At 62.5% G+C, this 24,106-nt stretch carries 38 protein-coding genes; 8 read left to right on the top strand and 30 right to left on the bottom strand.

The annotated features are described in order from the left end of the window. The first annotated feature begins 11 nt into the window (after positions 1-11). From ACZ7FF_RS15005 to ACZ7FF_RS14980, 6 genes are all read left to right on the top strand, one after another. Positions 12-1,253, top strand: coding sequence for a siphovirus ReqiPepy6 Gp37-like family protein (locus ACZ7FF_RS15005; protein ID WP_470812561.1), 1,242 nt, complete (start codon positions 12-14; stop codon positions 1,251-1,253). Then, a complete protein-coding gene (locus ACZ7FF_RS15000; RefSeq protein ID WP_470812560.1) occupies positions 1,253-2,329 on the top strand; it encodes a hypothetical protein in 1,077 nt (358 codons plus the stop codon). The genes ACZ7FF_RS15005 and ACZ7FF_RS15000 overlap by 1 nt, the downstream gene beginning before the upstream one ends. 72 nt (positions 2,330-2,401) lie before the next feature. Next, complete coding sequence (locus tag ACZ7FF_RS14995; RefSeq protein WP_470812558.1) at positions 2,402-4,489, top strand: glycosyl hydrolase family 28-related protein; 2,088 nt, start codon at positions 2,402-2,404, stop codon at positions 4,487-4,489. An 8-nt stretch (positions 4,490-4,497) separates the two neighbouring features. Beyond that, positions 4,498-4,761 (top strand): hypothetical protein, encoded by a 264-nt coding sequence (locus ACZ7FF_RS14990; RefSeq protein WP_470812556.1) that lies wholly within the window; start codon positions 4,498-4,500, stop codon positions 4,759-4,761. A 66-nt stretch (positions 4,762-4,827) separates the two neighbouring features. Continuing rightward, positions 4,828-5,649: a LysM peptidoglycan-binding domain-containing protein gene (locus tag ACZ7FF_RS14985; protein ID WP_470812554.1), complete on the top strand. Its 822-nt coding sequence runs from the start codon at positions 4,828-4,830 to the stop codon at positions 5,647-5,649. Positions 5,650-5,668: 19 nt separating this feature from the next. After that, the gene (locus ACZ7FF_RS14980) at positions 5,669-5,983 is read left to right on the top strand and encodes a hypothetical protein (protein WP_470812552.1); all 315 of its coding nucleotides are present in this window, start codon (positions 5,669-5,671) and stop codon (positions 5,981-5,983) included. A 93-nt stretch (positions 5,984-6,076) separates the two neighbouring features. Here the strand turns inward: ACZ7FF_RS14980 and ACZ7FF_RS14975 are convergent, their stop codons facing one another. From ACZ7FF_RS14975 to ACZ7FF_RS14835, 29 genes are all read right to left on the bottom strand, one after another. Continuing rightward, positions 6,077-6,415: a histone-like nucleoid-structuring protein Lsr2 gene (locus ACZ7FF_RS14975; protein ID WP_470812551.1), complete on the bottom strand. Its 339-nt coding sequence runs from the start codon at positions 6,413-6,415 to the stop codon at positions 6,077-6,079. A 446-nt stretch (positions 6,416-6,861) separates the two neighbouring features. Further along, on the bottom strand, positions 6,862-8,805 hold the full coding sequence (locus ACZ7FF_RS14970; RefSeq protein ID WP_470812549.1) for a DUF6884 domain-containing protein: 1,944 nt from the start codon (positions 8,803-8,805) through the stop codon (positions 6,862-6,864). A 230-nt stretch (positions 8,806-9,035) separates the two neighbouring features. Beyond that, entirely contained in the window at positions 9,036-9,278 is a 243-nt protein-coding gene (locus ACZ7FF_RS14965; protein ID WP_470812547.1) for a hypothetical protein, read from the bottom strand. A gap of 10 nt (positions 9,279-9,288) precedes the next feature. Continuing rightward, the gene (locus tag ACZ7FF_RS14960) at positions 9,289-10,674 is read right to left on the bottom strand and encodes a DUF3987 domain-containing protein (RefSeq protein WP_470812545.1); all 1,386 of its coding nucleotides are present in this window, start codon (positions 10,672-10,674) and stop codon (positions 9,289-9,291) included. Positions 10,675-10,691: 17 nt separating this feature from the next. Continuing rightward, positions 10,692-10,961, bottom strand: coding sequence for a hypothetical protein (locus ACZ7FF_RS14955; RefSeq protein WP_470812543.1), 270 nt, complete (start codon positions 10,959-10,961; stop codon positions 10,692-10,694). A gap of 340 nt (positions 10,962-11,301) precedes the next feature. Further along, positions 11,302-11,535, bottom strand: coding sequence for a hypothetical protein (locus ACZ7FF_RS14950; RefSeq protein ID WP_470812542.1), 234 nt, complete (start codon positions 11,533-11,535; stop codon positions 11,302-11,304). Continuing rightward, positions 11,535-11,864: a hypothetical protein gene (locus tag ACZ7FF_RS14945; RefSeq protein WP_470812540.1), complete on the bottom strand. Its 330-nt coding sequence runs from the start codon at positions 11,862-11,864 to the stop codon at positions 11,535-11,537. Before ACZ7FF_RS14945 ends, ACZ7FF_RS14950 begins: the two co-directional genes overlap by 1 nt. A gap of 11 nt (positions 11,865-11,875) precedes the next feature. Next, positions 11,876-12,268, bottom strand: a complete 393-nt coding sequence (locus tag ACZ7FF_RS14940) for an Lsr2 family DNA-binding protein (RefSeq protein ID WP_470812538.1) — start codon at positions 12,266-12,268, stop codon at positions 11,876-11,878. 20 nt (positions 12,269-12,288) lie between these two features. Further along, positions 12,289-12,477, bottom strand: coding sequence for a hypothetical protein (locus ACZ7FF_RS14935; protein ID WP_470812537.1), 189 nt, complete (start codon positions 12,475-12,477; stop codon positions 12,289-12,291). Positions 12,478-12,489: 12 nt separating this feature from the next. Next, positions 12,490-12,747 carry a hypothetical protein gene (locus tag ACZ7FF_RS14930; RefSeq protein ID WP_470812535.1) on the bottom strand — a complete coding sequence of 86 codons (258 nt, stop codon included), beginning with the start codon at positions 12,745-12,747 and terminating at the stop codon, positions 12,490-12,492. Between the two features lie 71 nt (positions 12,748-12,818). Continuing rightward, positions 12,819-13,223, bottom strand: a complete 405-nt coding sequence (locus ACZ7FF_RS14925) for a hypothetical protein (RefSeq protein WP_470812533.1) — start codon at positions 13,221-13,223, stop codon at positions 12,819-12,821. Then, complete coding sequence (locus tag ACZ7FF_RS14920; protein ID WP_470812531.1) at positions 13,220-13,393, bottom strand: hypothetical protein; 174 nt, start codon at positions 13,391-13,393, stop codon at positions 13,220-13,222. Before ACZ7FF_RS14920 ends, ACZ7FF_RS14925 begins: the two co-directional genes overlap by 4 nt. After that, positions 13,390-13,611, bottom strand: coding sequence for a hypothetical protein (locus tag ACZ7FF_RS14915; RefSeq protein ID WP_470812530.1), 222 nt, complete (start codon positions 13,609-13,611; stop codon positions 13,390-13,392). Before ACZ7FF_RS14915 ends, ACZ7FF_RS14920 begins: the two co-directional genes overlap by 4 nt. Beyond that, entirely contained in the window at positions 13,611-13,898 is a 288-nt protein-coding gene (locus tag ACZ7FF_RS14910; RefSeq protein ID WP_470812528.1) for a hypothetical protein, read from the bottom strand. The genes ACZ7FF_RS14915 and ACZ7FF_RS14910 overlap by 1 nt, the downstream gene beginning before the upstream one ends. Positions 13,899-13,900: 2 nt before the next feature. After that, positions 13,901-14,098: a hypothetical protein gene (locus ACZ7FF_RS14905; RefSeq protein WP_470812526.1), complete on the bottom strand. Its 198-nt coding sequence runs from the start codon at positions 14,096-14,098 to the stop codon at positions 13,901-13,903. Positions 14,099-14,109: 11 nt separating this feature from the next. Further along, positions 14,110-14,304 carry a hypothetical protein gene (locus ACZ7FF_RS14900; RefSeq protein WP_470812524.1) on the bottom strand — a complete coding sequence of 65 codons (195 nt, stop codon included), beginning with the start codon at positions 14,302-14,304 and terminating at the stop codon, positions 14,110-14,112. 78 nt (positions 14,305-14,382) lie between these two features. Next, entirely contained in the window at positions 14,383-14,766 is a 384-nt protein-coding gene (locus ACZ7FF_RS14895; protein ID WP_470812522.1) for a hypothetical protein, read from the bottom strand. A gap of 70 nt (positions 14,767-14,836) precedes the next feature. Beyond that, positions 14,837-15,301 (bottom strand): hypothetical protein, encoded by a 465-nt coding sequence (locus tag ACZ7FF_RS14890; protein ID WP_470812520.1) that lies wholly within the window; start codon positions 15,299-15,301, stop codon positions 14,837-14,839. Continuing rightward, on the bottom strand, positions 15,298-15,579 hold the full coding sequence (locus ACZ7FF_RS14885) for a hypothetical protein (protein ID WP_470812519.1): 282 nt from the start codon (positions 15,577-15,579) through the stop codon (positions 15,298-15,300). The genes ACZ7FF_RS14890 and ACZ7FF_RS14885 overlap by 4 nt, the downstream gene beginning before the upstream one ends. Continuing rightward, the gene (locus tag ACZ7FF_RS14880) at positions 15,572-15,811 is read right to left on the bottom strand and encodes a hypothetical protein (RefSeq protein ID WP_470812518.1); all 240 of its coding nucleotides are present in this window, start codon (positions 15,809-15,811) and stop codon (positions 15,572-15,574) included. Before ACZ7FF_RS14880 ends, ACZ7FF_RS14885 begins: the two co-directional genes overlap by 8 nt. A 259-nt stretch (positions 15,812-16,070) precedes the next feature. Continuing rightward, positions 16,071-16,580 (bottom strand): hypothetical protein, encoded by a 510-nt coding sequence (locus ACZ7FF_RS14875; RefSeq protein WP_470812516.1) that lies wholly within the window; start codon positions 16,578-16,580, stop codon positions 16,071-16,073. 74 nt (positions 16,581-16,654) lie between these two features. Then, on the bottom strand, positions 16,655-16,888 hold the full coding sequence (locus ACZ7FF_RS14870) for a hypothetical protein (protein ID WP_470812514.1): 234 nt from the start codon (positions 16,886-16,888) through the stop codon (positions 16,655-16,657). 84 nt (positions 16,889-16,972) lie between these two features. Next, positions 16,973-17,176 carry a hypothetical protein gene (locus ACZ7FF_RS14865; protein ID WP_470812513.1) on the bottom strand — a complete coding sequence of 68 codons (204 nt, stop codon included), beginning with the start codon at positions 17,174-17,176 and terminating at the stop codon, positions 16,973-16,975. Positions 17,177-17,212: 36 nt separating this feature from the next. After that, complete coding sequence (locus tag ACZ7FF_RS14860) at positions 17,213-17,374, bottom strand: hypothetical protein (RefSeq protein ID WP_470812511.1); 162 nt, start codon at positions 17,372-17,374, stop codon at positions 17,213-17,215. 1,619 nt (positions 17,375-18,993) lie between these two features. Further along, positions 18,994-19,809: a phosphotransferase gene (locus ACZ7FF_RS14855; RefSeq protein WP_470812509.1), complete on the bottom strand. Its 816-nt coding sequence runs from the start codon at positions 19,807-19,809 to the stop codon at positions 18,994-18,996. Positions 19,810-19,906: 97 nt separating this feature from the next. Further along, on the bottom strand, positions 19,907-20,041 hold the full coding sequence (locus ACZ7FF_RS14850) for a hypothetical protein (RefSeq protein WP_470812507.1): 135 nt from the start codon (positions 20,039-20,041) through the stop codon (positions 19,907-19,909). Continuing rightward, positions 20,038-21,156, bottom strand: coding sequence for a radical SAM protein (locus ACZ7FF_RS14845; RefSeq protein ID WP_470812505.1), 1,119 nt, complete (start codon positions 21,154-21,156; stop codon positions 20,038-20,040). Before ACZ7FF_RS14845 ends, ACZ7FF_RS14850 begins: the two co-directional genes overlap by 4 nt. Positions 21,157-21,644: 488 nt before the next feature. Beyond that, the gene (locus ACZ7FF_RS14840; protein ID WP_470812503.1) at positions 21,645-21,875 is read right to left on the bottom strand and encodes a hypothetical protein; all 231 of its coding nucleotides are present in this window, start codon (positions 21,873-21,875) and stop codon (positions 21,645-21,647) included. Next, positions 21,862-22,131: a hypothetical protein gene (locus ACZ7FF_RS14835; protein WP_470812501.1), complete on the bottom strand. Its 270-nt coding sequence runs from the start codon at positions 22,129-22,131 to the stop codon at positions 21,862-21,864. Before ACZ7FF_RS14835 ends, ACZ7FF_RS14840 begins: the two co-directional genes overlap by 14 nt. Before the next feature lie 107 nt (positions 22,132-22,238). On the opposite strand from ACZ7FF_RS14835, the gene ACZ7FF_RS14830 reads away from it, so the two are divergent. Further along, positions 22,239-23,072, top strand: coding sequence for a helix-turn-helix domain-containing protein (locus ACZ7FF_RS14830; RefSeq protein WP_470812499.1), 834 nt, complete (start codon positions 22,239-22,241; stop codon positions 23,070-23,072). Further along, positions 23,062-23,277, top strand: coding sequence for a DUF397 domain-containing protein (locus tag ACZ7FF_RS14825; protein WP_470812498.1), 216 nt, complete (start codon positions 23,062-23,064; stop codon positions 23,275-23,277). Before ACZ7FF_RS14830 ends, ACZ7FF_RS14825 begins: the two co-directional genes overlap by 11 nt. A 67-nt stretch (positions 23,278-23,344) precedes the next feature. Here the strand turns inward: ACZ7FF_RS14825 and ACZ7FF_RS14820 are convergent, their stop codons facing one another. Beyond that, positions 23,345-24,100, bottom strand: coding sequence for a hypothetical protein (locus ACZ7FF_RS14820; RefSeq protein WP_470812496.1), 756 nt, complete (start codon positions 24,098-24,100; stop codon positions 23,345-23,347). Between the last annotated feature and the right edge of the window lie 6 nt (positions 24,101-24,106).

Genomic DNA, 24,106 nt, shown 5'->3' with positions numbered 1-24,106 from the left:
ATGAGGTGTAAATGGGCTATCGAGTGGAGGTCAGAGATGCCGCTCTGAATCGAATAGGCATCATCGACACTTGGATTTCCATGGACCTGGTAGTGCGATACAGCGCGCCGGGCTCGTGGCAAATCCTTGTCGAGGCTGGGACGCCTCAGGCCGACATGTTGCAAAAGGGTGGCGGTGTAGCGATCTATCAGGACGAGGTCGATACACCAATCCTGACTGGCCAGATCGAGAGCTTCCAGCATTACTGGACCAACGATCAGCACACCAGCCTCGGGAGCCTCTACTTCGGCGGGAAATGTGACAACAAGCTGGCCTACAACAGGTTGGCCTACCCCGACCCGACCAAGCCAGCAACACAGCAGTGGCAGCCTGACACTACGTGGAACAGCGGCCGGTCAGTTTCCGGCCCGGCTGGTCACCTGATCTGGTCGGAACTGTATCGGGCCCTTGGCCCTGGTGCTGTCTCCGGGCGCCAGATCGGCAGTGTCATCTTCGAAGGTGACGTGACCTTCGGTACGACGATCAATGACAATGTCCAGTGGGATGTCATCGGATCCAAGCTCGAATCCTGGACCAACGACAAGACCACAGGGTATCGCTTCGTGTGGGACCCTAATGGCAAATGCATCAACCTGCACATCTTCACGCCGCGGGACCTTTCCAAGAGCATCCGGTTCAGCAAGGAACTGGGTAACCTGCGCGAATTCACATGGGCCCTCTCCGCCCCGACTGTCACGCGAGTCATTGTGGCCTGCCAGGGCTCTGGTCAGAATCGCTACCTGTATCAGCAGGTCGATTCTGACACCGAGGCTGAATGGGGCCTCCAAATCGAGCAGTTCCTAGACCGGCGTGACCTGCCCATCAAGCTGGATCCTCAGACAGGGCAGATGATCAAAGCCGATCTCAGCGTGACTGACGATCAGTTCACCGCAGCCAAGCAGGCTGTATTGGATGCCGCCACTGACGCCCTGACGCAGGGCGCCAAAAACGGCAATTTCCAGATTTACCCAATCGACACTCCACACATCAAGTTCGGTCGGGACTACTACGTGGGCGACGTCGTGACGGTTGCCGTTGACGGAACCGAATACACGGACATTGTGCGAGAGGTGTCCATCACCGTGGACTCAGGCGGACAGAACGAAACCGTGTCCCCGTCCATCGGCGACCAGGGCTCTGGCAACCCCTTGAATCTTTACAAGACAGTTTTCGACATGCGCGAAAAGTTGCGCCGACTTGAGGCGAGGATGTAATGGCAAACGAGATCAGCTATCCATTTGCCGCCGACAGTGCGGGCGGCGGAGCGCAGATGGTGTCTCAGGCACAGTGGCAATACCTTGCTCGGGCTTTCGGCAAGGACAAGGTGGACTTCCGTCTCGACCAGACGGCCATTGACGCTTTCAGCCTGCCCTTCACGGGTGCTGTGTCCGGCTCCTCCGTAACCATCCAGCCCGGCCGCGCCTTCGTCGGCGGCTTCTACTACCAGCTCACCACGCAGGCCAGCGTGTCTATCACGACGAACACGGGCTCCACTGGCCGCATTGACCTGATCGTCCTCCGAGCGAACCTGTCCTCCAGCAGCGTCAACCTCGCGGTGGTCCAGGGCCAGCCCGCGGCGACGCCCAAGGCGCCGGCGCTCACCCGCACCTACGGCGGTGTCTGGGAGATGCCCCTCTATCAGGTGACTGTCCCTGCGAACTCTGGCGCTCTGTCCCTGGTCCCTGTCATGCCGTTCGACACTCACGAAGTCGTGGCCGCTCCGTGGAACGCTATTAACGCGGCTGCTTACCGGTCCAACGGATCCTTCGTGATCGACATGGACTCGAATAATACCGACACCCAAACCGAGTATTGGATCGGCCGGGACGGAAACGTGGTCTCTCGCGACCTCTCCAAGCCTCGCCAGTACACGCCGAGCCTCGTCAATGTGAATGTGGACCTGGCGAGTGCCAACAAGGTCGGACGGTGGCGATGGATCGCCCCTGGAATCGTCTACTTCTCCGCCTACTTCAACAATGACTGGGAAGATGCCGGGCCCACCCGTACGGGGACCAGCAGCATCGCTGTGACGCTGCCTACTCCAGCTAGCGGCGCTACCGGTCAGGTGGTCAAGGGCATTCTGCGGAACCCGAATTACAACGGAGGGCTTCCGAACGTCATAGATATCCACGCTGAAATCAGCCAGGGCTCTTCGGGACAGTCCATCGCGACTCTGCTTTACCCCAACTCGACCAACCTCGCTGAAGGCTTGGACGGACTTCGCGCTCTACCCCCGCTGTCCAACCTCAAAATTTCCGGAGTGTACGAGGCATCTACCTTCGGCAACTGATTCCCAGACTTCACGAGTTAGGCCCGCTGGCATCGCCAGCCGGGCCTTTTTTCATGCCCTAGGAGGTGCCTTTTGGCACGCAACCTTTTCGGCGGTACTGCGGACAGCGTGGCCGAAGACATAACCGGTGCCCGAGTTCCCAACGCGGTGGGTACCGTCTGGGACGGCCCTTCGGCTGGCGCCGCCCAACTCACTGACCTGACCGACATCAACGGTGCCCCGCTCCTCCAGCTCCAGGCGGACGGGCACGGCTACCTCGCTGCCTTTTACGGCCCCGATGGTTACGAGAGAGTATGGGTGGACTTCGGGGGCGGGACCAGGGTTGCTCTTGTCTCTGTGACGGTCGGCGAGCGGTTCGACTCCCACCTGTCGGCCATTGACCCTCACGGGGACCGTGCATACGGAGACGCGACCTACCTCCGCAGGACCAGCCTCGACTGGGTCAGCGTCAAGGACTTTGGCGCAGTCGGCAACGGAACGGCCGACGACTCGGCCGCCATCGCATCGGCCATCGCCGCAGTGTCCGGCAACGGCGGAGTCGTGTACTTCCCCGCGGGCTCCTACCTGATCAACAGCGGCACGGGCCTGACTCTCGCCACAGCGGCGACGTCGCTTCGAGGCGCCGGCGCTGAGGCAACCAAGCTGCTCATTGGATCCAGCTTCACCGGGTCGAGCCTGGTCAACGTCACGGCCTACAACTGTCAGATCACTGACCTGTCGATCGACGGAGCCAGCTCGACCACGACGAGCAACCCGGCCTGTAATGCCATCACCGTTACCGGTGCCCGGCGAACCAAGGTTTCCCGCTGCTCGTTCTTCAACGTCAACGGATGGGCCGTCAAGGCGGCTGCCTCTACCACTTCGAGCGGCAACCCGGACGGCACGCAGATATCAGACCTCGTTGTCCGGCAGTGTGCGGGAGGTATTCACTTCCTGGGGAACGTGGCTCAGGGATATGCCGTGAACTCGTTCATCTCTGATGTGCAGATCCTTCAGGGAGGCGTGTCCACCGGCTCTAACGCCAACCTCGACAACGTCCGCATCGAAGACGCCTGGGACGTGTTGATTGACGGCCTGATGACGTGGATGCAGGCTGGTACTGGCTCTTGCCTGCACATCGTCGGTAAGTGTGCGGCGACCTTCGTGAACAACCTCGACACCCTTGGACCGAACGGCACTCCGAATGCACCGAGCGTCCTTATCGAGGACGGCACCAACGGAAGCCCGCAGAACGTACAGATTTCCGGAGGTGTGATCCAGCAGGGCTCAGTCGGTGTAAAGATCAGCGGCGGGTCGAGCCAGGTTCACATCAATACTTCCAGGATCATCAACAACCGAACTCACGGCATCCAGGTCGACGGAACCGCTTCGACCATCTACCTGAACGAACTCTTCTTCAGCCTCAACGGTGCCGGGGCGAGCGGTACGAATTATGACCTCAACTGGAGTGGCACCGCAGTCGGATTCGTAGGCAACTGCCGGTTCGCCACCCCAATTGTCGCGACCGGTACCGCTGGTGTGCAGCAGTCTGTGAACGTGGCCACCGCGGGTCAGAACGTCCGCGTCATCAACGCGTCGTTCCAGGGGACCGGTGCTAGCTCCTCCAACTGGTTCACGAACAAGCCGAATGCTGCCTTGCACCTCAGTGGCGGTGTTTTCGAGTTCCTAACTGACGTCAACTTCAGCTTTGGCCCTGGTAACAGGGTGGCACTCCAGCCGTCCGCTTCCGGTAACTACGTCATGGCCACCAACGTTGGCGGCGGCGACGTGTACGACCGGTTCCGGCTCCTCGGAACGGGAGCCCAGCAGTTCGGCGCCGGCTCCACGGCGCGTGACGCCACCTGGCAGCGGATGAACGCAGCTCAGATGGGGACGCCGGACAGCGACCTCGTGATCGGCCTCGCCGGTAAGGGCCTTTTCGTCAAGGAAGGCTCGAACGCCAAGATGGGCACAGCCACCTTGAACGGCACTACGGCAGTCACAGTTTCGACCACTGCCGTTACCGCTACCAGTCGAATCTTCCTGACGATTCAGACGCCTGGCGGAACTCCCGCGAGTGCATATGTCTCGGCCCGCACTGCGGGCACGTCTTTCCAGATCAAATCAACCGGCGCTTCGGACACTTCAACCGTTGCGTGGTTCATTGTCGAACCTGCGTAAGGAGTCCTATGGGCGCTCAAGACCTGATGACCTACGCGGGGATGACGTCCACCGCTATCGGCGCCCTCGTCATGGCGAAGGCTGCATGGCGGCTGAATACCGCGAAGGTCTGGAAAGAAGAGGCCGAAGCCCAGCGCGCACGCGCTGACCGGCTTCAGCAAGACATGGAGGAGATCAAGGAGCGGCTGACCAGGATCGAGGACGAGAACAAGACTCTCGTAAGGCTTCTGACAGCCCTCGATCCTGCGAGTGTCGCCGCTCGCCACATCTGACGACTGACTTCATCGGAGGTCGGGCTTGTGCCCGGCCTCCTTTTTCATGCCCTGAAGGGGGACAACATGAGTGGTGCCGCAGACCTGATTCGCGTAGCGAAGGCTGAGGTCGGCTACAAGGAAGGCTTCAGTAACGGCCACTGGAACAACAAGGAAAAGTACGCCGCAGAGGTTCCCGGCATGGCTTGGGTCTCGGATGGCGGCTACCCGTGGTGTGCACTGTATGTTTCCTGGGCTGCGCTGAAGTCGGGTAACGCTGACCTGTTCCCGCGTACCGCGTCTTGCGCGACCGCGCTGGATTGGTTCCGGTCCAAGGGCCGATTCAGTGAGTATCCCGCGATTGGTGCTCAGGTTCTCTTCGGCCCGAATGGCGGGACGCACACCGGCGTCGTCTACGCCTACGACTCGACTTACATCTACACCGTAGAGGGCAATACGAATCTCACCGGGTCGCCGGAAGGCGATGGTGTCTATCTGCGTAAGCGGGCTCGGCGCGACGCGAACACCTACGGCTATGGCCTGCCTCAGTACGCAGAGGGAGTGACCACCGCGGATCCGGCCCTCAAGGGCAAGGCGGGTTACCACTACGCCGCGAAGGCGTCCGGCCCGGCTCTCCCGGCGCCGGCCAAGCCTGCCCCCTCTGGTCTCCGGAAGGTCGTGGTGAAGAGCGGCATGACGCTCTCCTCCATCGCTGTCGCCGCTGGTGTGACTCTCGCGGCTCTCCTGACTGCGAACCCCGCCGTCAAGAACCCGGACCAGATCCACCCCGGCCAGACCATCAACGTCCCGGCGAAGCCTTCGAAGCCCTCTCCGAAGGCGTCTGCCAAGCCGACCCACAAGGCGACTCCTAAGCCGACCGCCACCGCCACCAAGTCCACCTGCAAGTGACCCTCTGCTAGGAGTCCCCATGAAGGAATTCATTGCCCGACACTCTGTCCGCCTGGTCGGTCTGCTCGGCTCGCTCACGCCCATCCTGGTAGCCCGGTTCCCCGGAGTTCCGTGGGAAGCCCTGGTGGGCGTGGCCGCTGCACTTCTCGGCCTCGGTGAGGCTGCACAGCGGAAGCAGGACACCAAGACCGCTGCGGCGTGGGCTCTGGCAGAAGCGGGCCAGCTCGCGCTTGCGGAGGTCGAGCGGCTTCGAGAGAAGCAGTCCGCTGCTGTGGCCGAGGCTCCTGCCGAGCCCGCCACCGAGGCGCCGGCTCCCGCTGTCCAGTTTCACTGACGGCCCCACGAACTGAGGTAGAGGGGTCTACCTCGGGTGAGAGATGAAAACGCCCCCCGGCTTCGGCCGGGGGGCTTTTCTGCGTTTCGGGACTCAGCCGTTGGCCTTGTTGTACGCCTCACGGATGGTCGCCGGGACACGGCCCCGGTCGTTGACCTCATAGCCGTTCTGCTTGGCCCACTCGCGGATCGCTGACGTGTCCTCGCCGCTCCCGTTGCTCTTGGCCGCTCCACGGCCACGGCCGGCGCCCGACTTGACGCCCGTCTTGCGGCCCGCCTCGATGTAGGGCGCGAGCGCCTTGCGCAGCTTCTTGGCGTTGGCGTCCTTGAGGTCGATCTCGTACGACTTACCGTCCAAACCGAACACCAGCGTCTCGTCTGCGTCGCCGCCGTCGATGTCGTCGGTGAGGAGAACGACCGTCTTCTGAGCCATGCTTGCTTCCTGCCTTCTGTATCTGCGGTATGCGTATGTTACTGACCGGCTGAGCCTGGTCTATCCTGAGAAAGCGGCCCTGGGCACTTTGACTACCCAGGGCCGCGTCTCGTTGATCAGAACCGGGTCAGTACCCCATCAACGTACCCGAGCGGTACGACGTCCGTGTGCGGTTCCAGCCCCTCAGGGTCGGCACCTCGGTAGTGGTACCGGCCTCGCTCGTCCTCGACCAGGACCAGGGGTGTGTCACCACACCTCCGGCACTTGAAGAACGAGAACTCAGCCATACTCGCTGAAGGGCTGATGTCGCTCGGGCTCACCAGAGTTGTCGCCACTGTCTTCCTCCCAACTTCCTCTGTTGCTGAGATTCTGCCATTTATGGGCCAGAGATGAAAAGCGCCCCTGGACGGGGCGCGCTTTCCTCTGCTGCGGCATGTCCGCAGGGTTCACTTACCGGTCCTCCGGTACTCCTCGCAACGGCGCCGCCAGTAGCGCTTGGCGGCCTCCGTGTTGGCCTCCTCCGCCAACTCCAAGAAGTTCTCAGGGACTTCGTAGCCGCCAGGCGGAGCCGACTCAATGGCCGCGACGTCGGCCGTGACCTCTTCGGGACGGTTCTTCTCACGCCACTCGTTGAATTCCCTGTCGCTGTTGCCGGGCGCCCAGTGAATCTTGCTCTTCAGGGCGGCCGTGAAAACAGCCTCCCCCGACTCCACGTCTATGAAGTCGTACCTTCCTTCACCGGTGTAGATGACCTTGACCTTCTGCCAATTACCCGGCTGAGGGTTCGACTTTCCGGCCTTACCACCGAACCAAATGAGCTTGTCCATCGAGCTGTGCCGGCTCGGCAGTCCGGGAACCTCCCGGAGGGGGCCCGACTTCACCTCGTAGGGGTACGGGCCCCTGGGCTTCTCCTCACGCTCCTGGTCCTGGTGCTCGTCGTCCTCCAGGGCCTCGCCCCCGTAGATGCTGGCGAGCTGCTGGAGCTGCTTGCCGATGCCTCCCTTCAGCGGCGCTTCCGCGTCCGGCCAGAGCTGCCGAGCCGCCGTCACGTACCTCTCTCCGCCCAGGACGGTCACCTTCGCGTCCTCCAGGCCCAGCGCCTCGACCTGTTCCCTCACGGCTCCGAGGCGGATACTGCCCTTGCCTCCCCATTTCACGTCGTAGTCCTCGATCTCCTCAGTGAGAGAGAGGAGCCCGTACTTCGCGCTGAGGACCATCGTCGGTCCGTCCATAACGTCGGCCGCCATGCGGCAGGCGTTGAAGTAGTTGCCCGTGTACCGCTCCTCAGCGGGGATGCGCCCCGGAGCGGGCGACTTCTTCCCGCCGCAGGCGATCACCACCAGGCGCTTCCGCTCGGGCTCGACGGCCGCGGGCTCGTTCTCCTCGGGCTCCTGGCCCTCCTCGACCGAGGGCGCCCAGTCGTGCGGCATCGGCACGGCCCAGATGTTCGACATGCTGTGAACGACGTCTTCGACCTCGCCCGTCTCGACGTTGATCAGGTTGTTCCTGCCGTTCTTGGACTCGGCCCAGAGGATTCGGACCAGCGGCCCGGCCTCGTTCACCGGCTTCTTCGCGGGTCCGCCGTAGTAGAAGTAGCGCGGCCTCTCGTTCCAGCTCACGAGGTCGCTCATCCGCTTCTTCACCCACTCACGAGCGGGCTGCGCTTCCGGCTGCTGAGGCTCGTCGTCCTGGTGCTCGTCGTTCTTCTCGGGCATCGTCCACTTTGCGGCCTGCTCCTCGTACTGCGGCCGGTGCTCCTGAATGAACTTGGAAGCCGCCGCCGGGACCCTTCCGGCGTGCTGGTACTGCAAGCGGTTGACCGCATCGAGCAGCCACCTGAGCGCTTCGTGTCCCACGTGGCCACTCATGCCGGTGGTCGTCCAAGACAGTCTGAGGAGCTGGGTGCCGGCCTCGGCGCTCAGGCCCTCGTCCTCCCACTTCCGTGCCATGGGAAGCAGGTGCTCACTGAGGCTCTTCGGGGCCTTGACGGCGTACCGGACCTCACCCAGGTTGCTCGGCTCGTAGACCAGCTCGTAGTGCTTCAGCAGCGTTCGAGCGGCCATGGTGTCGTTGCCGTTCTTGCTGTCGAGCCAGACACGGGCCTGGTTGAGTGCGGCACCCAGGGCGGCGTTCGTCATCGGGATCGTGCAAGCACTGTTGGAGTTGCCCATACCCGACGCCTTGCAGGCGTCCAACAGGTCGCGCTGTGCCTGCGTCTCCGCGACCATGGTGCGGACGACCCACTTGCGGAGCTGGGCGGGGAAAAGGACATCGATCTTGCCGCTCATGTCGTTGATCTCCGGTTCGTACTCGTGGCTGTCGTTGAGGACATGCAGTGCAGGGACGTCGATGACTTCGGTACAGACATCGCAGTCACACCCGTGGTGCATGCAGAAGCAATTGGTGTCATCGCAGAGCCGGTCTGGTCCGTGCCCGTTGCCCTGGTCGTACCAGGTGGGAAAGACGACGTGCTCTCGGTCGTACGGATGGCCATGCGGAAGGGACCGCCCTTCACAGGCGGCCCGTGCCTTCTCAGCGTTTTCGGGCGTCAAAAAGGCCGCCCGGCACTTGGTGCACTGAAGGCGGCCTTCTGGACGTCTACGCAGGGTGTGTCTCTCAGTCATCCCTTGCCCTTGCGCTTGGGCTCTTCAGGAAGGGACCGGTCGATGAGGTATACGCCCCAGAATCCTCGCTCAAGCTCATCGAGTCTCATCCCGAATCGATCAGCAACCCCGAACTTCCTGATCTTCTCCGCCCACTCCTCGGCCACCTCGAATGCCCTGTCCTCGGTGGGTTCCTTGGCGATCATCTCGACCCGCTTCAACGGGCGGACGAAGATGTTCCTGTTGAACGACTTACGCATTCGGGGCTTTCTACAACAGTCCGTAGATCGGATTGGAGCTTGCAACCGGCTGCCGTGCAGCCGTCACCTTCGGTCGACGCTTCCGCTTGATCGGCTTCCCATGTCCGGAAGGCGCACTTTCCACCACTCTAAGCACAGGTATGGGGGAATGTGAAACCTGCGACACTGGATTCTCAGGCTCGGGAGTCTTAGCGGCTTCGGATTCCTTGATCAGCCGATACATGATCGGCTTCGCTCCGCGACCAGGTGTGTTCAGCTTCTCGACCTCGACGTCTTCCATCTTGGCCACGGCTTCCTTCAGGGCCGCCGCGTTGACCCGCGTCCCCAGGGCTCGGAGAAGGATCGTGCTCGACGCCTCGCCGCCGTACCGGGCGAGGACGTCACGGATCAGGTCTTCCGTCGTCTTCATCGGCTTCGCGTTGGCGTTCGCCGCCTCACGCACCAGCTTCTCGACGCTGGCCATGCTGTACTGAACGAATTCCCAGGCCGCTTCCACCGCCTTGCGGCTGATCTTCGTCTTCTTCTCCGTGGCGGCCAGGACAGCCGCGACGCGGTGAACCTGTTCGGCTGCCCGCTCCATGTAGACGCTGATCATCTCGGGCATCTCAACCATGCGGTCCTCGATGATCGCCCGCAGCTCATCGAACCGGGCGCCGGCCGACTTGTCGAAGGTCATCACCCGCTCTTCCGCGACCGCCCACCGGAACGCGTCCTTGAGCTTCTTGACGTCGGGGAACACCGGCTTGTTGTTGTGGGGCAGCATCTTCGAGCGCTCCACCAGGATGGGGAGCAGGCGGTTGTACGAGCCGCCCAGGGCCTCGGACTTGGACAGGTGCGCGGCCCACTCCCCCGGCGTGATGTGGGCATGGAAGCCGAGCAGGGGACGAAGAACGGTCTGGAGTCCGTCCTTCTTCGTCCGGTTGGACACCGTCTTGCCGTCCCAAGCGGTCCGGAAGTAGCCGCTGAACTTGCGGCATGACTTCTGGGCCTTGATCAGGCTGGCCCACTCCTCTTCCACGACCATGGCCCGGCCGTCGATGCCGGTCTCAGAGCCCATCGTTTCCAGCTCCAGCTTGGCGAGCATGTCCACCAGCGACGGGCCGGACGAGACACCGTCTCGTATGCGGGCCTCCATGTATCCGCCGATGACCGGGTACAGCAGCCCCTTCGCCGTGCCGAGGGCGTAACCCTTCCGGCCGAGGGCCGAGCGCCCGGCGAGAACCGTCCAGATGACGACCGGGCGCCCGTTGTCCAGCTTCACCTTCCGACTGATCGCGGACGAGTACAGCGACAGGCAGGCCGCCCAGACGCCAACCGGGTCCGCCTCACTCGTCGGCATCGCTCCGTCAACCGCCTCACCCAGCGGCCCGTACTTCATCGCGTCGAACGTTCCCATTTCCTCTGTTCCCTCTCTCACGCGGTCTTCGTGTCGAGCCGGTAGCGGCTGAGCGCTTCCCTGAAGAAGTCCCGGAACCTCTCACCGTGCTCCTGGCACACGTCGTATTCGTCGCCGAAGATGTCGAGCTTTCCGACCGCTTCGCGCTCCTCGCCCTTCTCGTCGCAGGCATCGCACGTAACCGTCTCGATCACCTTCCGAGCCATTTCCTTGTCCTCCCGTTTGCCGAATGGGTCGTACTCGATTACGTGAGCGTCCTTGAAGCCCTGGCCCTTGAGTTCGGCCATGCGCTCTATCGCGCACTTGTGGCTGTAGCTCACCGCGGATTCGCGTTCATGCCCGCGATCTGTCCAGCGGACTTTGAATGACTGCACGCTTGCCCTTTCTGTGCGAGCGTCCATGGCAAAGGGCCGGGAACGAATTCCCGGCCCTTCACCAAAGGCTCTCGTCACCAGTTGTTCTGTGGATGCCACTCAAGGCGGTCGGTCGGGACCGTCACGACCTGACTAGACCCTGCCTTCCGCACCTTGTATCGACCGTCCGGGCGCTTTCTCTTGACGCGTCCAGCGGCCAGGACCCCGCCGTTCGGTCGGAGAATGAATACGTAGTCGCCACGCTGGAATCCGGTCATGCCACACCCGCCAGCTGTCGACGGCCGGCCTGCCACTCCTCGACGGCATGAGCCACCAGGAGCCGGGCCACCTCACGCGGCTCGGCGTAGGCGCCGGCCAGGTGTCCGCAGTCGTGGAACACGCTCGTCAGGGACGCGAAGCTCTCGTCCCAGTCCGGCTTCGAGGCCGCAGCCTTCGCCCGGTCCGCGATCAGGCAGGAGTCAAGGAAGAACTCCGTCATCGCACTCATCAGGCGGCACCCGCCCCGAACTTCTCGCGCTCCCGGCTGGACATAGCGGCCGGGCTGAACCACTGGAAGAACCCGAAGCCTCCGAGGGCCTGGGCGAAGCGCGCCGGAAGCGGCGTCCTGTTGGCCAGGCCGTGATACACGGCCATGTCGAACTGCATGATCGGCGGGCTGTAACCGAACGGCTCGGCGGCCTGGCCGTCGTACTCCTGGTCCGGCAGAGGCGTCCCCTGCCCGTCGAACAGCATGAGGGAGTACGCCGCATCCCCCGGCGTCCACCAGACGGCCACCGCGAGGTTCACCAGGTCCTCAGGAATAAGCCCAACGGCCATGTGCGTGTGCTTCACAGTCCCTTTGCCTCTCTGTATGCGTCCATAACCTTGCGCGGGATACGGCCCCGCGTGCCGACAAAGAAGCCGTTCTCACGACCCCATTCGCGCATGTCGCGCATACGCCAGGCGTGTTGGCGTGCCTTCTCGGCTGCCGCCCGGTACTCGCGGTCTCGCGCCTCGCTGCGGGCTCGCTCTTCCGCCTCGCGCTTCAACTGGGCCTCATGCATCGGGTACCAGTGATTGAAGTAGCGGTATTCCGGGGGAGTTATCGCGCTATTGTCATCCGGCCGCCGCAGCCGTTTGAGCACCATGAAAGCTCGAACGGTGTCGTCGTCATGCTCCGTGTGCTCTTCATGCTTGGGTTTCCGCGGCACTTCCTTGCGAGTTATCTCGTACTCGCCCATGAGTACGGCTTCTTCCACAGTCAGCCTTCCTCCAGCTCCCACGCTTTAAGAACCGCTTCCACCTTGGCTTCAGCCGCCATACGAGCGGCACGCCAATGCATGTTGGCGTGCAGCCGGGAAACCAGCACATCGAAAAACACCGTGCTCTCGCTCCCGCGAAGCCTGGCGTCCGCAGCGGCTTCCGCCCACCACTGATTACTGAGATACATCCTTGCGTCCCTTTAACGGCTCTGATGTCCCTGGGCAATGCCGTGGTCGAACCACAGGTGATTGTCTTGTGCCAGCACGGAATTCCCGTTGTACTGCGGATGTTCCTTGTCGAAGCTAGAAGTCGAGAGAAGTCGGCTGATCTCCCCATGCTCGGAGCACGTCACCACAACGTCCCCGTCCGCCCTCCAGTGGAGTCGACCACCGTCCGAGGTCCAGCGCTTCGGCTCGGGGTACTCCTCGTAGCTGATGGTCATAACCGGCTTGTCCATGCCATCTCCTTTCCAGTGGACAAAGCGAAAGGCCGCCCGGAGGCGGCCCTCACTTTGAGCACTGGCGGGAATTACTCGAAGTCGAGTGTTTCGATGATGGGGACGTAAGAGAACCGGCTCGGGTCAGTGCCGACCGCCCGAGCCTGCTGTTCTACGAATTCCCGCATGTCCCGCTGGCAGCGGTCGCACAGGAACTTGTTTCCGTCGCCCGTCTTGCAGAGCGGTCCCCGGCCCTTGCCACACATCCAGCACACGCCCCCGCCCTCGATGTGCTCGAAGACCACGTGCGGCGTCTTCTTGTACGGCAGGTCACCTATGTACCGGCTTTCCACCACGCCGTGAGGAAGACTCTCTGCTTTGCGGTAGGCGTCCTTCCACGGGACATTGACCAGAAGGGGCGGTCCCGTCATGACCTCACACGTGCTGTGGTCGTCGGTCGCGTTGTTGCACTCGAAGACGTCGTATCGCCAGCTCACTGCTTGCCCTCTCGGTCCATGTCACACGTCATGACAGGGGTCCAGCTCTTCACGGACTTCACGCTCGGGGCTGCCTCGATGGCCTTTCGGTTCGCTTCCTGCGACGATCCCGCCTCAACGGTCACCCACACCGAAGCGTGGCCGTGCAAACACACCTTGTACGTGGTCATTTGCTCTCCTTCGGCGTGATGAGTTCTTCCAACTCGTCCAGAAGCGCGATCAGGTCGACTTCCGAGTCATAGGCGTTATCGGTTCGCTGCTCGTCGTAGTAGCGCTGGTCACCGGGGATCACGTCGCCCTTCTCGTTGAGGTAAGGGCTGAGTTCGTCGGCCCGGTCCTGTATCTCGTCCCGGTACTTCTCGATCAGTTCACGAATCACGGTTTCCATTACTTGCTCACCATCTCCAGAAGCGTGCGGGCCTCTTGCACAAAGTCGATCCAGGTGTCTTGGGCGTCGAACGCGTAATCCGTCTCTATCTGGTCGTAATCGCCCATCTCCTTATCAATGCAAGGCTGATCACCAGGGAAAGGGTCGTACGAGGGAATCGTCCGGAACGACTCCTCCCGGTCCTTCTCCCACTGACCATGTGCCTTGATGAGCTTCCGCAGCAGCGCACGATCGGCTTCCGCGATCTCCAGTCTGCGCTTCACCTTCTTGGGGAATTTTCGAGACATGATCAGCCCCCGACCTTCTTGAGCGCGTGGTGGCTGCGCATCGGAATCCACCAACTACCGGGAATCTGCGGGGTCCAGCAGACATGGAAGATCGGGTCACACGAGGAATACTTGTCTTCCTCGACCTTCATGACCTTTCCGACTTGTCCCGGACGCTTCGGGTGGGTGACCATGTCCCCCACTGCGAATTCGTGAGGCATGCCGCTTCCTTTCAGGCGTGGTCGGTGGTGAAGATACGAATGGGCTTGTATCCGGTCGACACCCAATCCGTCTGGACGTGGATACCGTCCACCAGCGCCATGACCTCAGCAGCCTGGAGGCCGGTCTCACGGATCACGTGACTGGAGGTCATCCGGCCGCCGTGGCGGTCAATGAGCGCTCGAAGAGTTTCGGTGGTGTGCTGCATGGCACTTCCTTCCTGTCGGTTGCCCGTGGCGAACGGCCGGGAATTCCCGGCCGCCACCAAACAGGAACCGCGCAGAGATCAGACGTTGGCGAGCTTCTTGGCCTTCTTCTTGCGCCTTTCGGGGCTGCTCTCGCCCTCGCCGATGGCCTGGTAGAGCCGCCAGAACTCGGCGGCCTTGTGACGGCCGGCCGCGTGGAAGAGCTGCATGAGCGGGACCAGCTCGGATTCCGACAGATGCTCGGCCACGCCGTACGCGAGGCCGCCGTCGTCCCACTTGTCCGCCAACTCCATGGCGGCGATCAGCAGGACTTCACGCTTGGGGTCTCTCGCACCCACCTGCTTGCGAAGGCCCTTCAGCTCTTCGTGAAGGTGCATCTGGGAGTGCATGAGCACTTCCAGGGACTCGTCATGCATGCTGCGGCGCTCAAGCCAGTGGGAGATGAACGGAATACGGATACGCATGCTGTGTCCTTTCGGGCATGAAAAAAGACCAGGAGGGATTTCCTGGCCTCGAAGGGTGTGGAGCTGTCGCCTACTCGGCGTCGCGCTCCTTCAGGTTGTTCAGTACCTCGATGGCGGTCATGCCGATGAGCCCGGCCTCCGCGCTGCTGTCGGTCATCCAGCCGCCACCGGCCATGAACTCGGAGAAGGCGTGATTGGAGTTCCAACTCCCGTGCTGCCTGTTGATCCGGAAGGCGACCCCGGCGGCCAGGTCCGTGACCTTGCAGGCGAAGCTGATGCGGTCCACGGGCTCCCACTTGGCCGTGCCGGCGTGCTCCCTCACGTACTTCTGTGCCGCGTCGCGGGCGGCCTCGATGTCGAAGAGCACGTAGGCACCGCAGACCTCACACGACACGTCCTTGAGCTTGGACGCGTAGTACGGCCGTGCCTCGATCACAGGCAATCCGTCGCCGCACGGCGTGCGGTCACCCGAGAAGGACACGTGCGTCTCACCGGGCGTCTTCGTGCTCCAGCTCACCTGAAACTTCACCGTCACTTGCTGACCTCCTTGAACACGTAGCACTTGCTGACGTGGGCGTGGTTGCCCCCGCCCTTGGTCCCGTCCCAGCCGCCGCCACCCGACAGCCAGCCACCGGCGGACATCCCCAGCTCGGCCGCCCACTTCCGGGCAGCAGCGGCCACGAAGTAATCGCCGCGCTTGAGGAATTGGTAGGTGTTGGGCCCGTACAGATGGACCCAGTAGATTCCGTGGCCTCGATATTCGCGTTCGACCACGAACCCCTTCGGGTGCGGAATGACGTCTGCACTAGTCAAGGGTGACCCCCGGATAGGTGTTCTGGACGATCAGCTCCCACGCCTCGTTCAGCGCTTCCGTGGTCTCGTAGTTGCTCACCCAGACGTTCCCCTGGGAGTCCTCGGTGAGGATCACGGCTTCGAGCTGGTACAGGCCGAACCAGGCAGCGCCCTCAACGCTGTCGCCCGCTTCCTGATCGGGCTGGAGGTAGTACAGCTCTTCCGCCTCGGGCGTCTCGAACTTCGTGGACATCAGCGCTCCTTAGCGGCCTGCTGGCACGTACGGGTGAAGGTGGCGAAGTGGGAATCGGTGATGAGCCCGGAGTCCCGCCACTCGATGAGCAGATCCGCTTGACCCTCGATGACAACGGGCCCCGCGGGCTTTCTGCGGCGATTGGGCTTTGTGTCGAGCTTCGGCATTGCACGCCTTTCTCGGACGTCGGTTCTCTGCTGTCCGCACAGAGGCCGCGACGCAGGCCGGCGGTCCGTCCTGCTTCACGCTCACGGGGCGGTCAGACCAGCTCGGGCACGACGTGCCGGGCCTCAAGACAGTCCATGAGGGTGCGGGCCATCTGCTCGTGCGTCTGGGGGATGCCACCCGATCGCAGGTCGTTGCCCGCGTAGAACGGCTCGTCGTCGCGGAGCACGCGGTAGGCCCACTCGTTGTAGGCGTATGCCTGGCCGACCGTGCCACCGCCCGCAGCTGCGATCTCGACTTTCAGGCCGGGTCGGTCCTCGGGCTCATAGACGAACTCCGCTTCGTAGTCCCAGCGCAGGGAGCACGCGCCGTAGTAGCCGCATCCGGTCCCATCACAGTGGCCGGTGAAGCAGTGCTCAGTGGTGGCCGGGTTGCAGTCGTCGTTGGTGCAGCCGTCGCACTTGAACGGCTCGTCGTCCAGCGGACCCGTCTCCAACGAGCCGCAACAGTCACAGCAGCGGTGCCCGTGCGGCACGTTTCGGCCGCTGATGATCGCGGCAGCAGCGCGCTTTACTGCCTGCTGCTGGTGCCAGGTCAGTTCCATTGCCTTACCTCCGGGAATGCGGGACCAGCCCGCAGGCACTTTGACTACCTGCGGACTGGCCACAACTTCAACTTTTACGGCATGAAGTAGCGGTGCGGGTCGGGCGCCCCGAACAGGTTGCCCGCCGTCCACCACTCCCAGTAGGCCGACTCGTCACGCTCGAACAGGATGTCGCTGATCATGCGAGCAGCGATCTTGTGCCACTCCGCGTCACCCTTCGCCATGACGGCGTAGTCGTCGCAGAGCTGGAGCGTGGTCCTCTTGCGCAAGTGCTCAATGAGCAGCTGCGCGTTCACGTGCTGAGGCATTGGCGCCTTTCACACAACCGGCATCGCACGGACGCTTACCGGATTTCACCGCGCCCCGAAGGGCGCGATGAGACCCGTCAAGTGTCAGTGAGCCTCGGCGAGCCAGGAGCAAGCGGGCTGGAAACCCTGGTCACAGGCGTCGGACTCGCCTTCCGCGAACCCGTCATTGAACGTCTGGACGCTCGAAGCCGGCTTGGGCTTGGGAGCGGTGGTGTGGCCATAGGCAGTGCCACCCGCGAAGGCAGCAGCGGCCACGATCAGGGACACGAACAGTCGACGCTTACGCATGAATGAATCTCCACAACTTCAACTTTTTGGGCAGGGCTATGCAGCGGCCTGGACCGCGATGCGGGCGACGAGCCCGCGAGTGATCGGACGCGCGGCCATCGTGCCGCGCTTGCGCTTCGGGCGCTTGTTGGGCAGACGCTCACCGCGTCGCCCGAACACGTCCGCACCGTGTGCACGAACGGTGTTGATCGAAGACATAGGAACTCCCCCGGACATGAACCAAGCGCGCTGAGCGAAGTCTCAGCACGCATGGAGGCACCTCCGAGTGAGGGGGCCGCCCGTCCAGCATTCCGGGCGGCATCACGTACGGCGCATCATCGTTGTGCGCCTGATTGGGTTACCCGTCCCTGCTCGCGCTCCCTGCTGTGCCTTTGACTCACAGCCTCACTGCGCATTGGTCATTGCGTCGCGCCCCACAAGGGCGGCTCAAAGGTTCCTTGGGTAACCCGCTGGTTTTCCGGCCACGTGCAGGGTTGCTATTCCTGCACGTGCCTTCGTGTGGTGCGTGTCTTCCCCTACGCTTTCCGCTTAACGTGCCACTTTGACTAGCACGTTTCCGGCCGCCCTAGATGCGCCGTCATTGCACACACCTAGAAACGGGTTCTCGCCCTCAGGATCGTTCGCCGAAGCGCACTTCTCCCCACACGGTCGCCTGGATTACGGGCGCTTGCTAGGCGCCGGATGCCAGGTCCCTCTATTGAGTTCACAAGTAACCAGGGGTCCCTTTGCGCGGCCTCTCGGCCAGCACCCACCGGGCATTCCTGCCCAGTGGAGCCGCGCACCCACACCCGCCGGTGTGGATACGGCCGCCACTTGCGTAGCGGGTCGCTCCGGTCCCCTGCCCAATCACGTGGAGTGCGAGTCCGTGTGATCGAGCGGGTGTCGCGTCCTGCGCCCCGTGTGTCCGGGCCGCGTTCGGCGACAGGCAGAACATTGCCCGACCCCCCTGCCGAGCCACAACTTCAACTTTTCTGACGGTGCGTAGAGCAATTCAAATTAATTCAGACATCCGGACACAGAAGGGTGCCGCTAGATTCGGGCATATAGGGACGCCCTAGTAGATATCCCTGTGATGTAGGCCACATATAGAGGGCCCTGAAAAGCACAACAAAACGGACCGGTCTAGACCGGTCAGTGAGTGACGCTCATATTTAGAGCGCCTAAGTCTGTTATGTAGCCGTGAGGAAAACCGGCCTTTTGTTACCTGTCTGCGCACCTAAGCGTTATGAATTCGTTTCCGTTTCTCCGGCGCTCGCACGCATTCGGCGTCACGCAATACGGGCGAATTCAGACACTCAGCGCTGAGATATTTGCAATTCGCTTTTGCGTGCATGCGAAGAAATTTGCAATTCACTCATGCGCAGGTTTGCACACGCTGAATAACTGACACTCAGTCATGGAGGACCTTGCATGCCTGTATTCATGAATGAATTCTTTTTCCAATTCATTCATTCACTCCCCGGCTCAACTGAATACGGGGGTAATACTTGAATACATTCAAAAAGGACCCACCGGGGGTGCTGTCCTTCCAGCGTGTACGAGTATGAAGTTATTGAGGCTCTGTGCGTCCCGTAGACGGGCGCGAAGCGCATCGTACCACACCAGGCCCCCACCAGGCCCTTCTAGGCCCGCACAGCGGCTCTCAGCGGCTCGGAGGCCGGCCAACCTGCCCTGTCGCCCCCTCACACCTCCATCCTGCATGAATGAATTAGGTCAGGGGAAGTGATCCGGGTCTCACTTTGTCTCAGATCCGTCCAGAACCGGGCAGATTGACACCGACATCTTTTTTGGTGGGAGGGTTATATCCCCTCAGAGGATCACATGGAGAGGGTCAGTCGGTACTTAGCCCAGTCTCGGGATGCAGTGACCATTCGAGCTGTCCAGGGGTCAGGGTCTTCCCCTCCGATCTCACGCCACATGTTGGAATTGGTGACGGAGAAGGCATTAATTCCTTCGACAGGTGCACTGTTCCAGGCAGGAATTTGCGCAGCCCACGTCTCTGCCTGTTGTGCAGACTGCCCACCGGCAGCCATGAGCCAAATTACCCAGTATCCGGCGTCCAGCCAAGCAGCTCCACGGGTGGCCCAGGCCCAATCGACCATGAATGCCGTGCCATCGTGAACAATGATGTTCTCGGGGTTCAGGTCTGTGTGCAGCAAACTGCTTCCCTCGAAGTATTTGAGGTTCGCAGGGTCATCAACATAGCCTTCGAGGCGCTGTTCTGCCCTTCGCAGCTCGATTTCAGGACACGGGACCTCTCCAAGGCGTCGAAGAAGGTCCACAACCTTCGGTAGATCCGGAGATTCGTGCTCGTAGTTCGCGTGGTGACCATTCAGCAGCTCGAAACCGAGCAGATCCCAGCCACTTCCCTTGATTCTCCACAGAAGTTCAGGAGAGATCCCCTTGAGGAAGGGGTTCACCTCCGCTTCTCGACGCTGTGTCCACACCCAGCGGTGATCCGAGCGCAGGCCCTTGACGTGGCAGGCGCCGGCCTCGGTGTCGAGGCGGGCCGCAATGTGGCTGTTCAAGCCCCCGGACACTGACTGAACTGCCCGGATGCGGCCCATGTGCCCCTCGATCGCTGCGAGCACGCTGGAGGGAAGGTCTTCGAAGGCGGTACGGGGCTGAGGCATGGGTGTCACTCTCTCACTTCGCTACAAGTCTCTCATCCGACTCACGACAAACGCGGGCCCCGCCGGAGCGGGACCCGCGCTTTCGGGTGATGTCAGATCACTGATACGGGTTGTCGTCGTTGCAGCCGGGGACGGTCCCCTCCGCCAGGGCCTCGACGTCGTCCACCAGGACCACGCCCGCGGCCTCCTCGACGGCCGGCCGCTCGGTGATCTCGACAGCAACAGCGGTCATGCTGGTACCTCCTCGAATCCGTGCTGACAGTAATTTTCCAGTGGTGCCTTCGCTTTCTGGTACATCTTGGCGATTGGGCGACAGACGCGGCAGGTATCCGCGAGCTTGCACCCAGTGCACCCACCAGTGCGAAGCATTTGGGCATCTGCGATTTCGGGCAGACGCAGAAGGCCATCAAGACCTTCGGACATCAGGTTTATGGGGTTCTCTCGCCCGACCTTGCACATGGTTGTGTTGCCGAACGGGTCGAGGTGAAAGAACGTGTGTCCTGCGGGACAGCCCGTAAATACCTTCGAGCGGTCGATGTATTCGGGGACCTGAGAGCCCAGCGGCCCAGGGTCCGAGTCGTACGAGGGAGAGATGTTCCGGTACTCCTTGTACGGGCCGTACTTCGTGGCCAGGGCGCGCATCTCGTCGACCTCATGCCCGTTGTGGCGCGTCACGATGAGCGTGAGTTCGAGTTGGAGGCCGGCCTCCTTTGCTGCGTCAAGTCCTGCCATCACACGCTTGAAGGCCCCCCGCTTTCGGGTGAGGGCGTCGAAGCTCTCTGCTGTAGCGCCGTAGATGGAGACGGTGACCTTGTGGGGAGGCAGGGCAGCGAGCGTTTCCAGCGTCGGGCCGTGGTTGAGTCGAGAACCGTTGGTCAGGATCTCGATCATCATCCCCATGCCGTACGCCAGTCGATACGCCTCAAGGAAGTCCGGATCGATGGTCGGTTCGCCTCCGGTGAACTGGAACCACAGGACACCGGCGTCACGCACCATCTCAAGCAGCTTGCGCTTCTCGTCCATCGGCAGACTTTCAACGGGGCGTTTCCAGACCACGCACATGTCGCAGGCGAAGTTGCAGCCTCGGTTAAGTTCCCAGGTGGCTCGGCTGTAGTTGAGGGCCGTGAGCGGGCGAACGAGGACGGAACGGTAGGACCCCGGCCAGTCGAGCCGCAACCCCCATGCCTTCTTCGCGGCCTGATCGAGCCACGACGGTAAGGGAGCGCCGGCCTCCACAGCGCTTGCCGCTTCGGCGTACATGGCGTGTGGAATCTGCATGCCGTTACGTGCGCCCGGCCGCACCACGACGTACTTGTCACTCTGGGGACTCACGATCAACTGATGCATGGTCTCTCCCGGCTTCGGCTACGTCGGGCTCGCCCTGGTGGCGCTCGGGCTGTCCTGGACCTTGACCTCCAGGGCGAGCAGTCCCCTCATCCGGGCTCGAACCGGAAACCTCGGCTGGACGTGGCCGTTCGACTAAAAGCGACACGCAACCGCGCTCTACCGCTTGAGCTATGAGGGGTTGGCCTCTCCCCGCCCCGACGGGGGATGTGTGCAGGACCAGTGCACCGGGGCGGAGAGAGGGGCTGGAACCCGCCCTACCGGGGTGATCGATGGATGGTGTGGGTGGGAGAGCCATCGAGTGTCGTCCGGTAGAGCGGGCGATTAGGGGTGTCCTCGTGCGAGAGAGGACACGATGAACGTGACGGCAGAGCCCCAGACCACGAGCATGAGCAGTCCGCCCCAGAACGGGCCGTCAGAGCTGAACTTCCAGGCCCGTAACTTCCTCGGAGCCCGGTGATCCCTTTCCTTGAGTGCTGGCGGCCACTGAGTCACTTGGTGATCACCCGCTTCTCCGTGCCAGCCTCGATCGTCTGAACCAGTTCCTCGACCTGGTCCAGGCCCAGGCCCTTGGGGAAGCGGATGCGGTAGCCCCAGACCGTACCGACGACTTCCATGTCAACCAGCCACCCAGCCGCGATGAAGGCGGTCTTGAGCCTGGCCATGCTGTCGTGGGCGGCGTTGAGCCTGGCTGTGGGGTCAGAGGGCTCATGATCCGGCATTGATCGACTCCTCTGGGTACTTCTGGCGCAGGATCAGCCCGTCCCTCAGCAGGTTGCAGATAGAGAGGCCCTGGAGCACGTTGCAGTCCCCGAGCCTGACGACCCAGTCACGGCTCTCCGCGGGGGCCAAGCGCGCATGGAACTGCGGGAGCTTGATCCCAGCCTCGTCCAAGACCTGAGCCAAGGAGTTCGTGACCTCCATGACTTCGGTTTCGAGGATGGCCGGCACATCGTCGTCTCTGCTGTGGGGGAGCATCGGAGGTTCCTCACTACGTCACTGTGTGTATGTAGAGCGTCGCTGTCTGGACGTAGCATGTGAAGCACCCTCAGCTCTCCATCGCATCTGTCAAGAGGAGCCGCCCTGTGGCGAGTTCAGCGACCGAGGAACGGCAGGCGTCCCAGCGCGAGCGCTACGGACAGCAGTTGAAGCGCCTCCGAGAGGCCAAGGGGATGACCCAGGCGGAGCTAGGCCGGCTCCTCGCGATGTCCCCCTCGATGGTGGCCCACATCGAGGCTGGGAGGCGGGTTCCGCAGCTCAAGGACGCCCAGCTCCTTGACGAGATCCTGGGTGGAGAGGGCTTCTTCACTCGCTTCCTCCCCACGCTTGGCGTTGTGCCGGTAGCTGACCACTTCGCCGATGCACTCGAAGCGGAGCAACAGGCCATCGCCATCAGCGAGTACGCCGTTTCGCTCGTGCCCGGCCTGCTTCAGACCAAGGAATACGCTCACGCGGTCTTCTGCGGCCAACAGCCCAACTACGTACCGGCCGATGTTGACAGGCAGGTTGTCAACAGGCTCAAGCGGGCTGAGATCATGAAGGACCCGGCCACGCCGACGTTGTGGTTCATCCTCAACGAGAACGTCATAAGGGCGCAGGTCGGAGGCCGTATGACCATGGCTACGCAGCTGCGTCACATTGCCGACCTTGGCCGGTCCGGACGGATCCGCGTCCAGGTGGTTCCACACTCCGCGGGATCGCATGCCACCATGGGCTCAATGCTCAGTCTGATGCGGTTTGCGGACGCGCCAGAGCTGGCATACGTCGAAGCGCTCTACACGGGCAACCTGATCGATGATCCGTTGATGGTGCAGAAGTGCAAGGATGCATACGATCTGGCTCGGGCTGCTGCCATGCCACCGGACGCATCCCTAGACCTGCTCGAAGAGGTGGCGGAGGAATACGGACATGAACTCTAAGCGCATCCCCAACGCGTCGGCCCTCACCGGCTGGCGGAAGTCCAGCTACAGCGGTGGTGACAACGGCAGCTGCATCGAGGTCAACGACGGGTTCACGGCCGGTGTCCCGGTCCGTGACAGCAAGGTTCCCAGCGGGCCGGCGCTTGTCGTCTCAGCCGATGCCTGGTCCGCCTTCGTCGCCATGGCCAAGGGCGCACAGCTCTGAGCACCGAATGAATGAATCAGGACCCCCCGCCCTTTGACTGCGGGGGGTCCTGCATTTCCGGCCTGGCTCAGATGGCCAGAGGGAGCATGCCGTCCGTGGACTGCTGGGCAGCCTTCTCGGCCGCCTTCGTGGCCGCCTGCTCCTGGCGGCGGATCAGGGACAGATAGCGGCGAGCCGTCCGGGCAGAGCGGTTGAGTATCCGGCCAAGGTTCTCGGGGGTCACATCGTCACCGGCCTTCTGAAGCTGCTCGATGGCCGTCTTCACCTCGTCCTCGGTCAGCCCAGGGCGGCCAGGACGACGCTTCCGCGGCTTCGCGGTTTCGTCCTGGTCGTCGTCCTCGAAGTCGTCCTCAAGCTCTGGCTCCTCGATCTCGACCACAGAGGCCGTCTGCTCCGGGGCAGCGGCCATGTGAAGCATGTGGGCCACAACAAGCGGCGGCACGGCGGACACAATCGCCACCAGGACCGCCGAGGAGTGCATGTAGTCCTGCTCGATCAGGTGGGACACGTCCTGAGCGGCCAGGGCCATAACCAGAGCCGCCCCGGCGCCGATAAGGGCGCTGTTCCGCATCGGCAGACTTCTGCGCTTGGCCACATCCGCGATGACCGCCGAGCATGCCGCGTAGACGGACACACAGACCGGCATCAGGTTGGCCACGTTGAAGCCGAAGCCGAAGAAGGAGAAGTGGCCCCAGCCGGACACTTCGGCGAGGTGGATCTCTCCGGGGATGGACATGAGCAGAGCGGCCACAAGGACCACCGGACGGCCCCAGCGGAACACCAGCTTGGCGTACCAGGGCAGGTCAATGCTGACAGTGGACACAGCTGT

The organism is Streptomyces sp. NPDC037126 (genome assembly GCF_055605965.1).
This window is presented reverse-complemented; position numbering and strand designations above follow the sequence as displayed.

Coding starts and splice junctions, on each gene's coding strand:
- ACZ7FF_RS14975 (WP_470812551.1), bottom strand. CDS start 6,415: ATGGCTCAGAAGACGGTCGTTCTCCTCACCGACGACATCGACGGCGGC.
- ACZ7FF_RS14915 (WP_470812530.1), bottom strand. CDS start 13,611: ATGGAAACCGTGATTCGTGAACTGATCGAGAAGTACCGGGACGAGATA.
- ACZ7FF_RS14895 (WP_470812522.1), bottom strand. CDS start 14,766: ATGCGTATCCGTATTCCGTTCATCTCCCACTGGCTTGAGCGCCGCAGC.
- ACZ7FF_RS14865 (WP_470812513.1), bottom strand. CDS start 17,176: ATGCGTAAGCGTCGACTGTTCGTGTCCCTGATCGTGGCCGCTGCTGCC.
- ACZ7FF_RS14855 (WP_470812509.1), bottom strand. CDS start 19,809: ATGCCTCAGCCCCGTACCGCCTTCGAAGACCTTCCCTCCAGCGTGCTC.
- ACZ7FF_RS14845 (WP_470812505.1), bottom strand. CDS start 21,156: ATGCATCAGTTGATCGTGAGTCCCCAGAGTGACAAGTACGTCGTGGTG.
- ACZ7FF_RS14965 (WP_470812547.1), bottom strand. CDS start 9,278: ATGCGTAAGTCGTTCAACAGGAACATCTTCGTCCGCCCGTTGAAGCGG.
- ACZ7FF_RS14850 (WP_470812507.1), bottom strand. CDS start 20,041: ATGACCGCTGTTGCTGTCGAGATCACCGAGCGGCCGGCCGTCGAGGAG.
- ACZ7FF_RS14905 (WP_470812526.1), bottom strand. CDS start 14,098: ATGCCTCACGAATTCGCAGTGGGGGACATGGTCACCCACCCGAAGCGT.
- ACZ7FF_RS14970 (WP_470812549.1), bottom strand. CDS start 8,805: ATGCACCACGGGTGTGACTGCGATGTCTGTACCGAAGTCATCGACGTC.
- ACZ7FF_RS14955 (WP_470812543.1), bottom strand. CDS start 10,961: ATGGCCGAACTCAAGGGCCAGGGCTTCAAGGACGCTCACGTAATCGAG.
- ACZ7FF_RS14920 (WP_470812531.1), bottom strand. CDS start 13,393: ATGACCACGTACAAGGTGTGTTTGCACGGCCACGCTTCGGTGTGGGTG.
- ACZ7FF_RS14870 (WP_470812514.1), bottom strand. CDS start 16,888: ATGCCTCAGCACGTGAACGCGCAGCTGCTCATTGAGCACTTGCGCAAG.
- ACZ7FF_RS14930 (WP_470812535.1), bottom strand. CDS start 12,747: ATGGACAAGCCGGTTATGACCATCAGCTACGAGGAGTACCCCGAGCCG.
- ACZ7FF_RS14825 (WP_470812498.1), top strand. CDS start 23,062: ATGAACTCTAAGCGCATCCCCAACGCGTCGGCCCTCACCGGCTGGCGG.
- ACZ7FF_RS14875 (WP_470812516.1), bottom strand. CDS start 16,580: ATGGAACTGACCTGGCACCAGCAGCAGGCAGTAAAGCGCGCTGCTGCC.
- ACZ7FF_RS14835 (WP_470812501.1), bottom strand. CDS start 22,131: ATGCTCCCCCACAGCAGAGACGACGATGTGCCGGCCATCCTCGAAACC.
- ACZ7FF_RS14900 (WP_470812524.1), bottom strand. CDS start 14,304: ATGCAGCACACCACCGAAACTCTTCGAGCGCTCATTGACCGCCACGGC.
- ACZ7FF_RS14840 (WP_470812503.1), bottom strand. CDS start 21,875: ATGCCGGATCATGAGCCCTCTGACCCCACAGCCAGGCTCAACGCCGCC.
- ACZ7FF_RS14935 (WP_470812537.1), bottom strand. CDS start 12,477: ATGTATCTCAGTAATCAGTGGTGGGCGGAAGCCGCTGCGGACGCCAGG.
- ACZ7FF_RS14940 (WP_470812538.1), bottom strand. CDS start 12,268: ATGGGCGAGTACGAGATAACTCGCAAGGAAGTGCCGCGGAAACCCAAG.
- ACZ7FF_RS15005 (WP_470812561.1), top strand. CDS start 12: ATGGGCTATCGAGTGGAGGTCAGAGATGCCGCTCTGAATCGAATAGGC.
- ACZ7FF_RS14990 (WP_470812556.1), top strand. CDS start 4,498: ATGGGCGCTCAAGACCTGATGACCTACGCGGGGATGACGTCCACCGCT.
- ACZ7FF_RS14960 (WP_470812545.1), bottom strand. CDS start 10,674: ATGGGAACGTTCGACGCGATGAAGTACGGGCCGCTGGGTGAGGCGGTT.
- ACZ7FF_RS15000 (WP_470812560.1), top strand. CDS start 1,253: ATGGCAAACGAGATCAGCTATCCATTTGCCGCCGACAGTGCGGGCGGC.
- ACZ7FF_RS14950 (WP_470812542.1), bottom strand. CDS start 11,535: ATGAGTGCGATGACGGAGTTCTTCCTTGACTCCTGCCTGATCGCGGAC.
- ACZ7FF_RS14860 (WP_470812511.1), bottom strand. CDS start 17,374: ATGTCTTCGATCAACACCGTTCGTGCACACGGTGCGGACGTGTTCGGG.
- ACZ7FF_RS14980 (WP_470812552.1), top strand. CDS start 5,669: ATGAAGGAATTCATTGCCCGACACTCTGTCCGCCTGGTCGGTCTGCTC.
- ACZ7FF_RS14945 (WP_470812540.1), bottom strand. CDS start 11,864: ATGGCCGTTGGGCTTATTCCTGAGGACCTGGTGAACCTCGCGGTGGCC.
- ACZ7FF_RS14985 (WP_470812554.1), top strand. CDS start 4,828: ATGAGTGGTGCCGCAGACCTGATTCGCGTAGCGAAGGCTGAGGTCGGC.
- ACZ7FF_RS14880 (WP_470812518.1), bottom strand. CDS start 15,811: ATGTCCACGAAGTTCGAGACGCCCGAGGCGGAAGAGCTGTACTACCTC.
- ACZ7FF_RS14910 (WP_470812528.1), bottom strand. CDS start 13,898: ATGTCTCGAAAATTCCCCAAGAAGGTGAAGCGCAGACTGGAGATCGCG.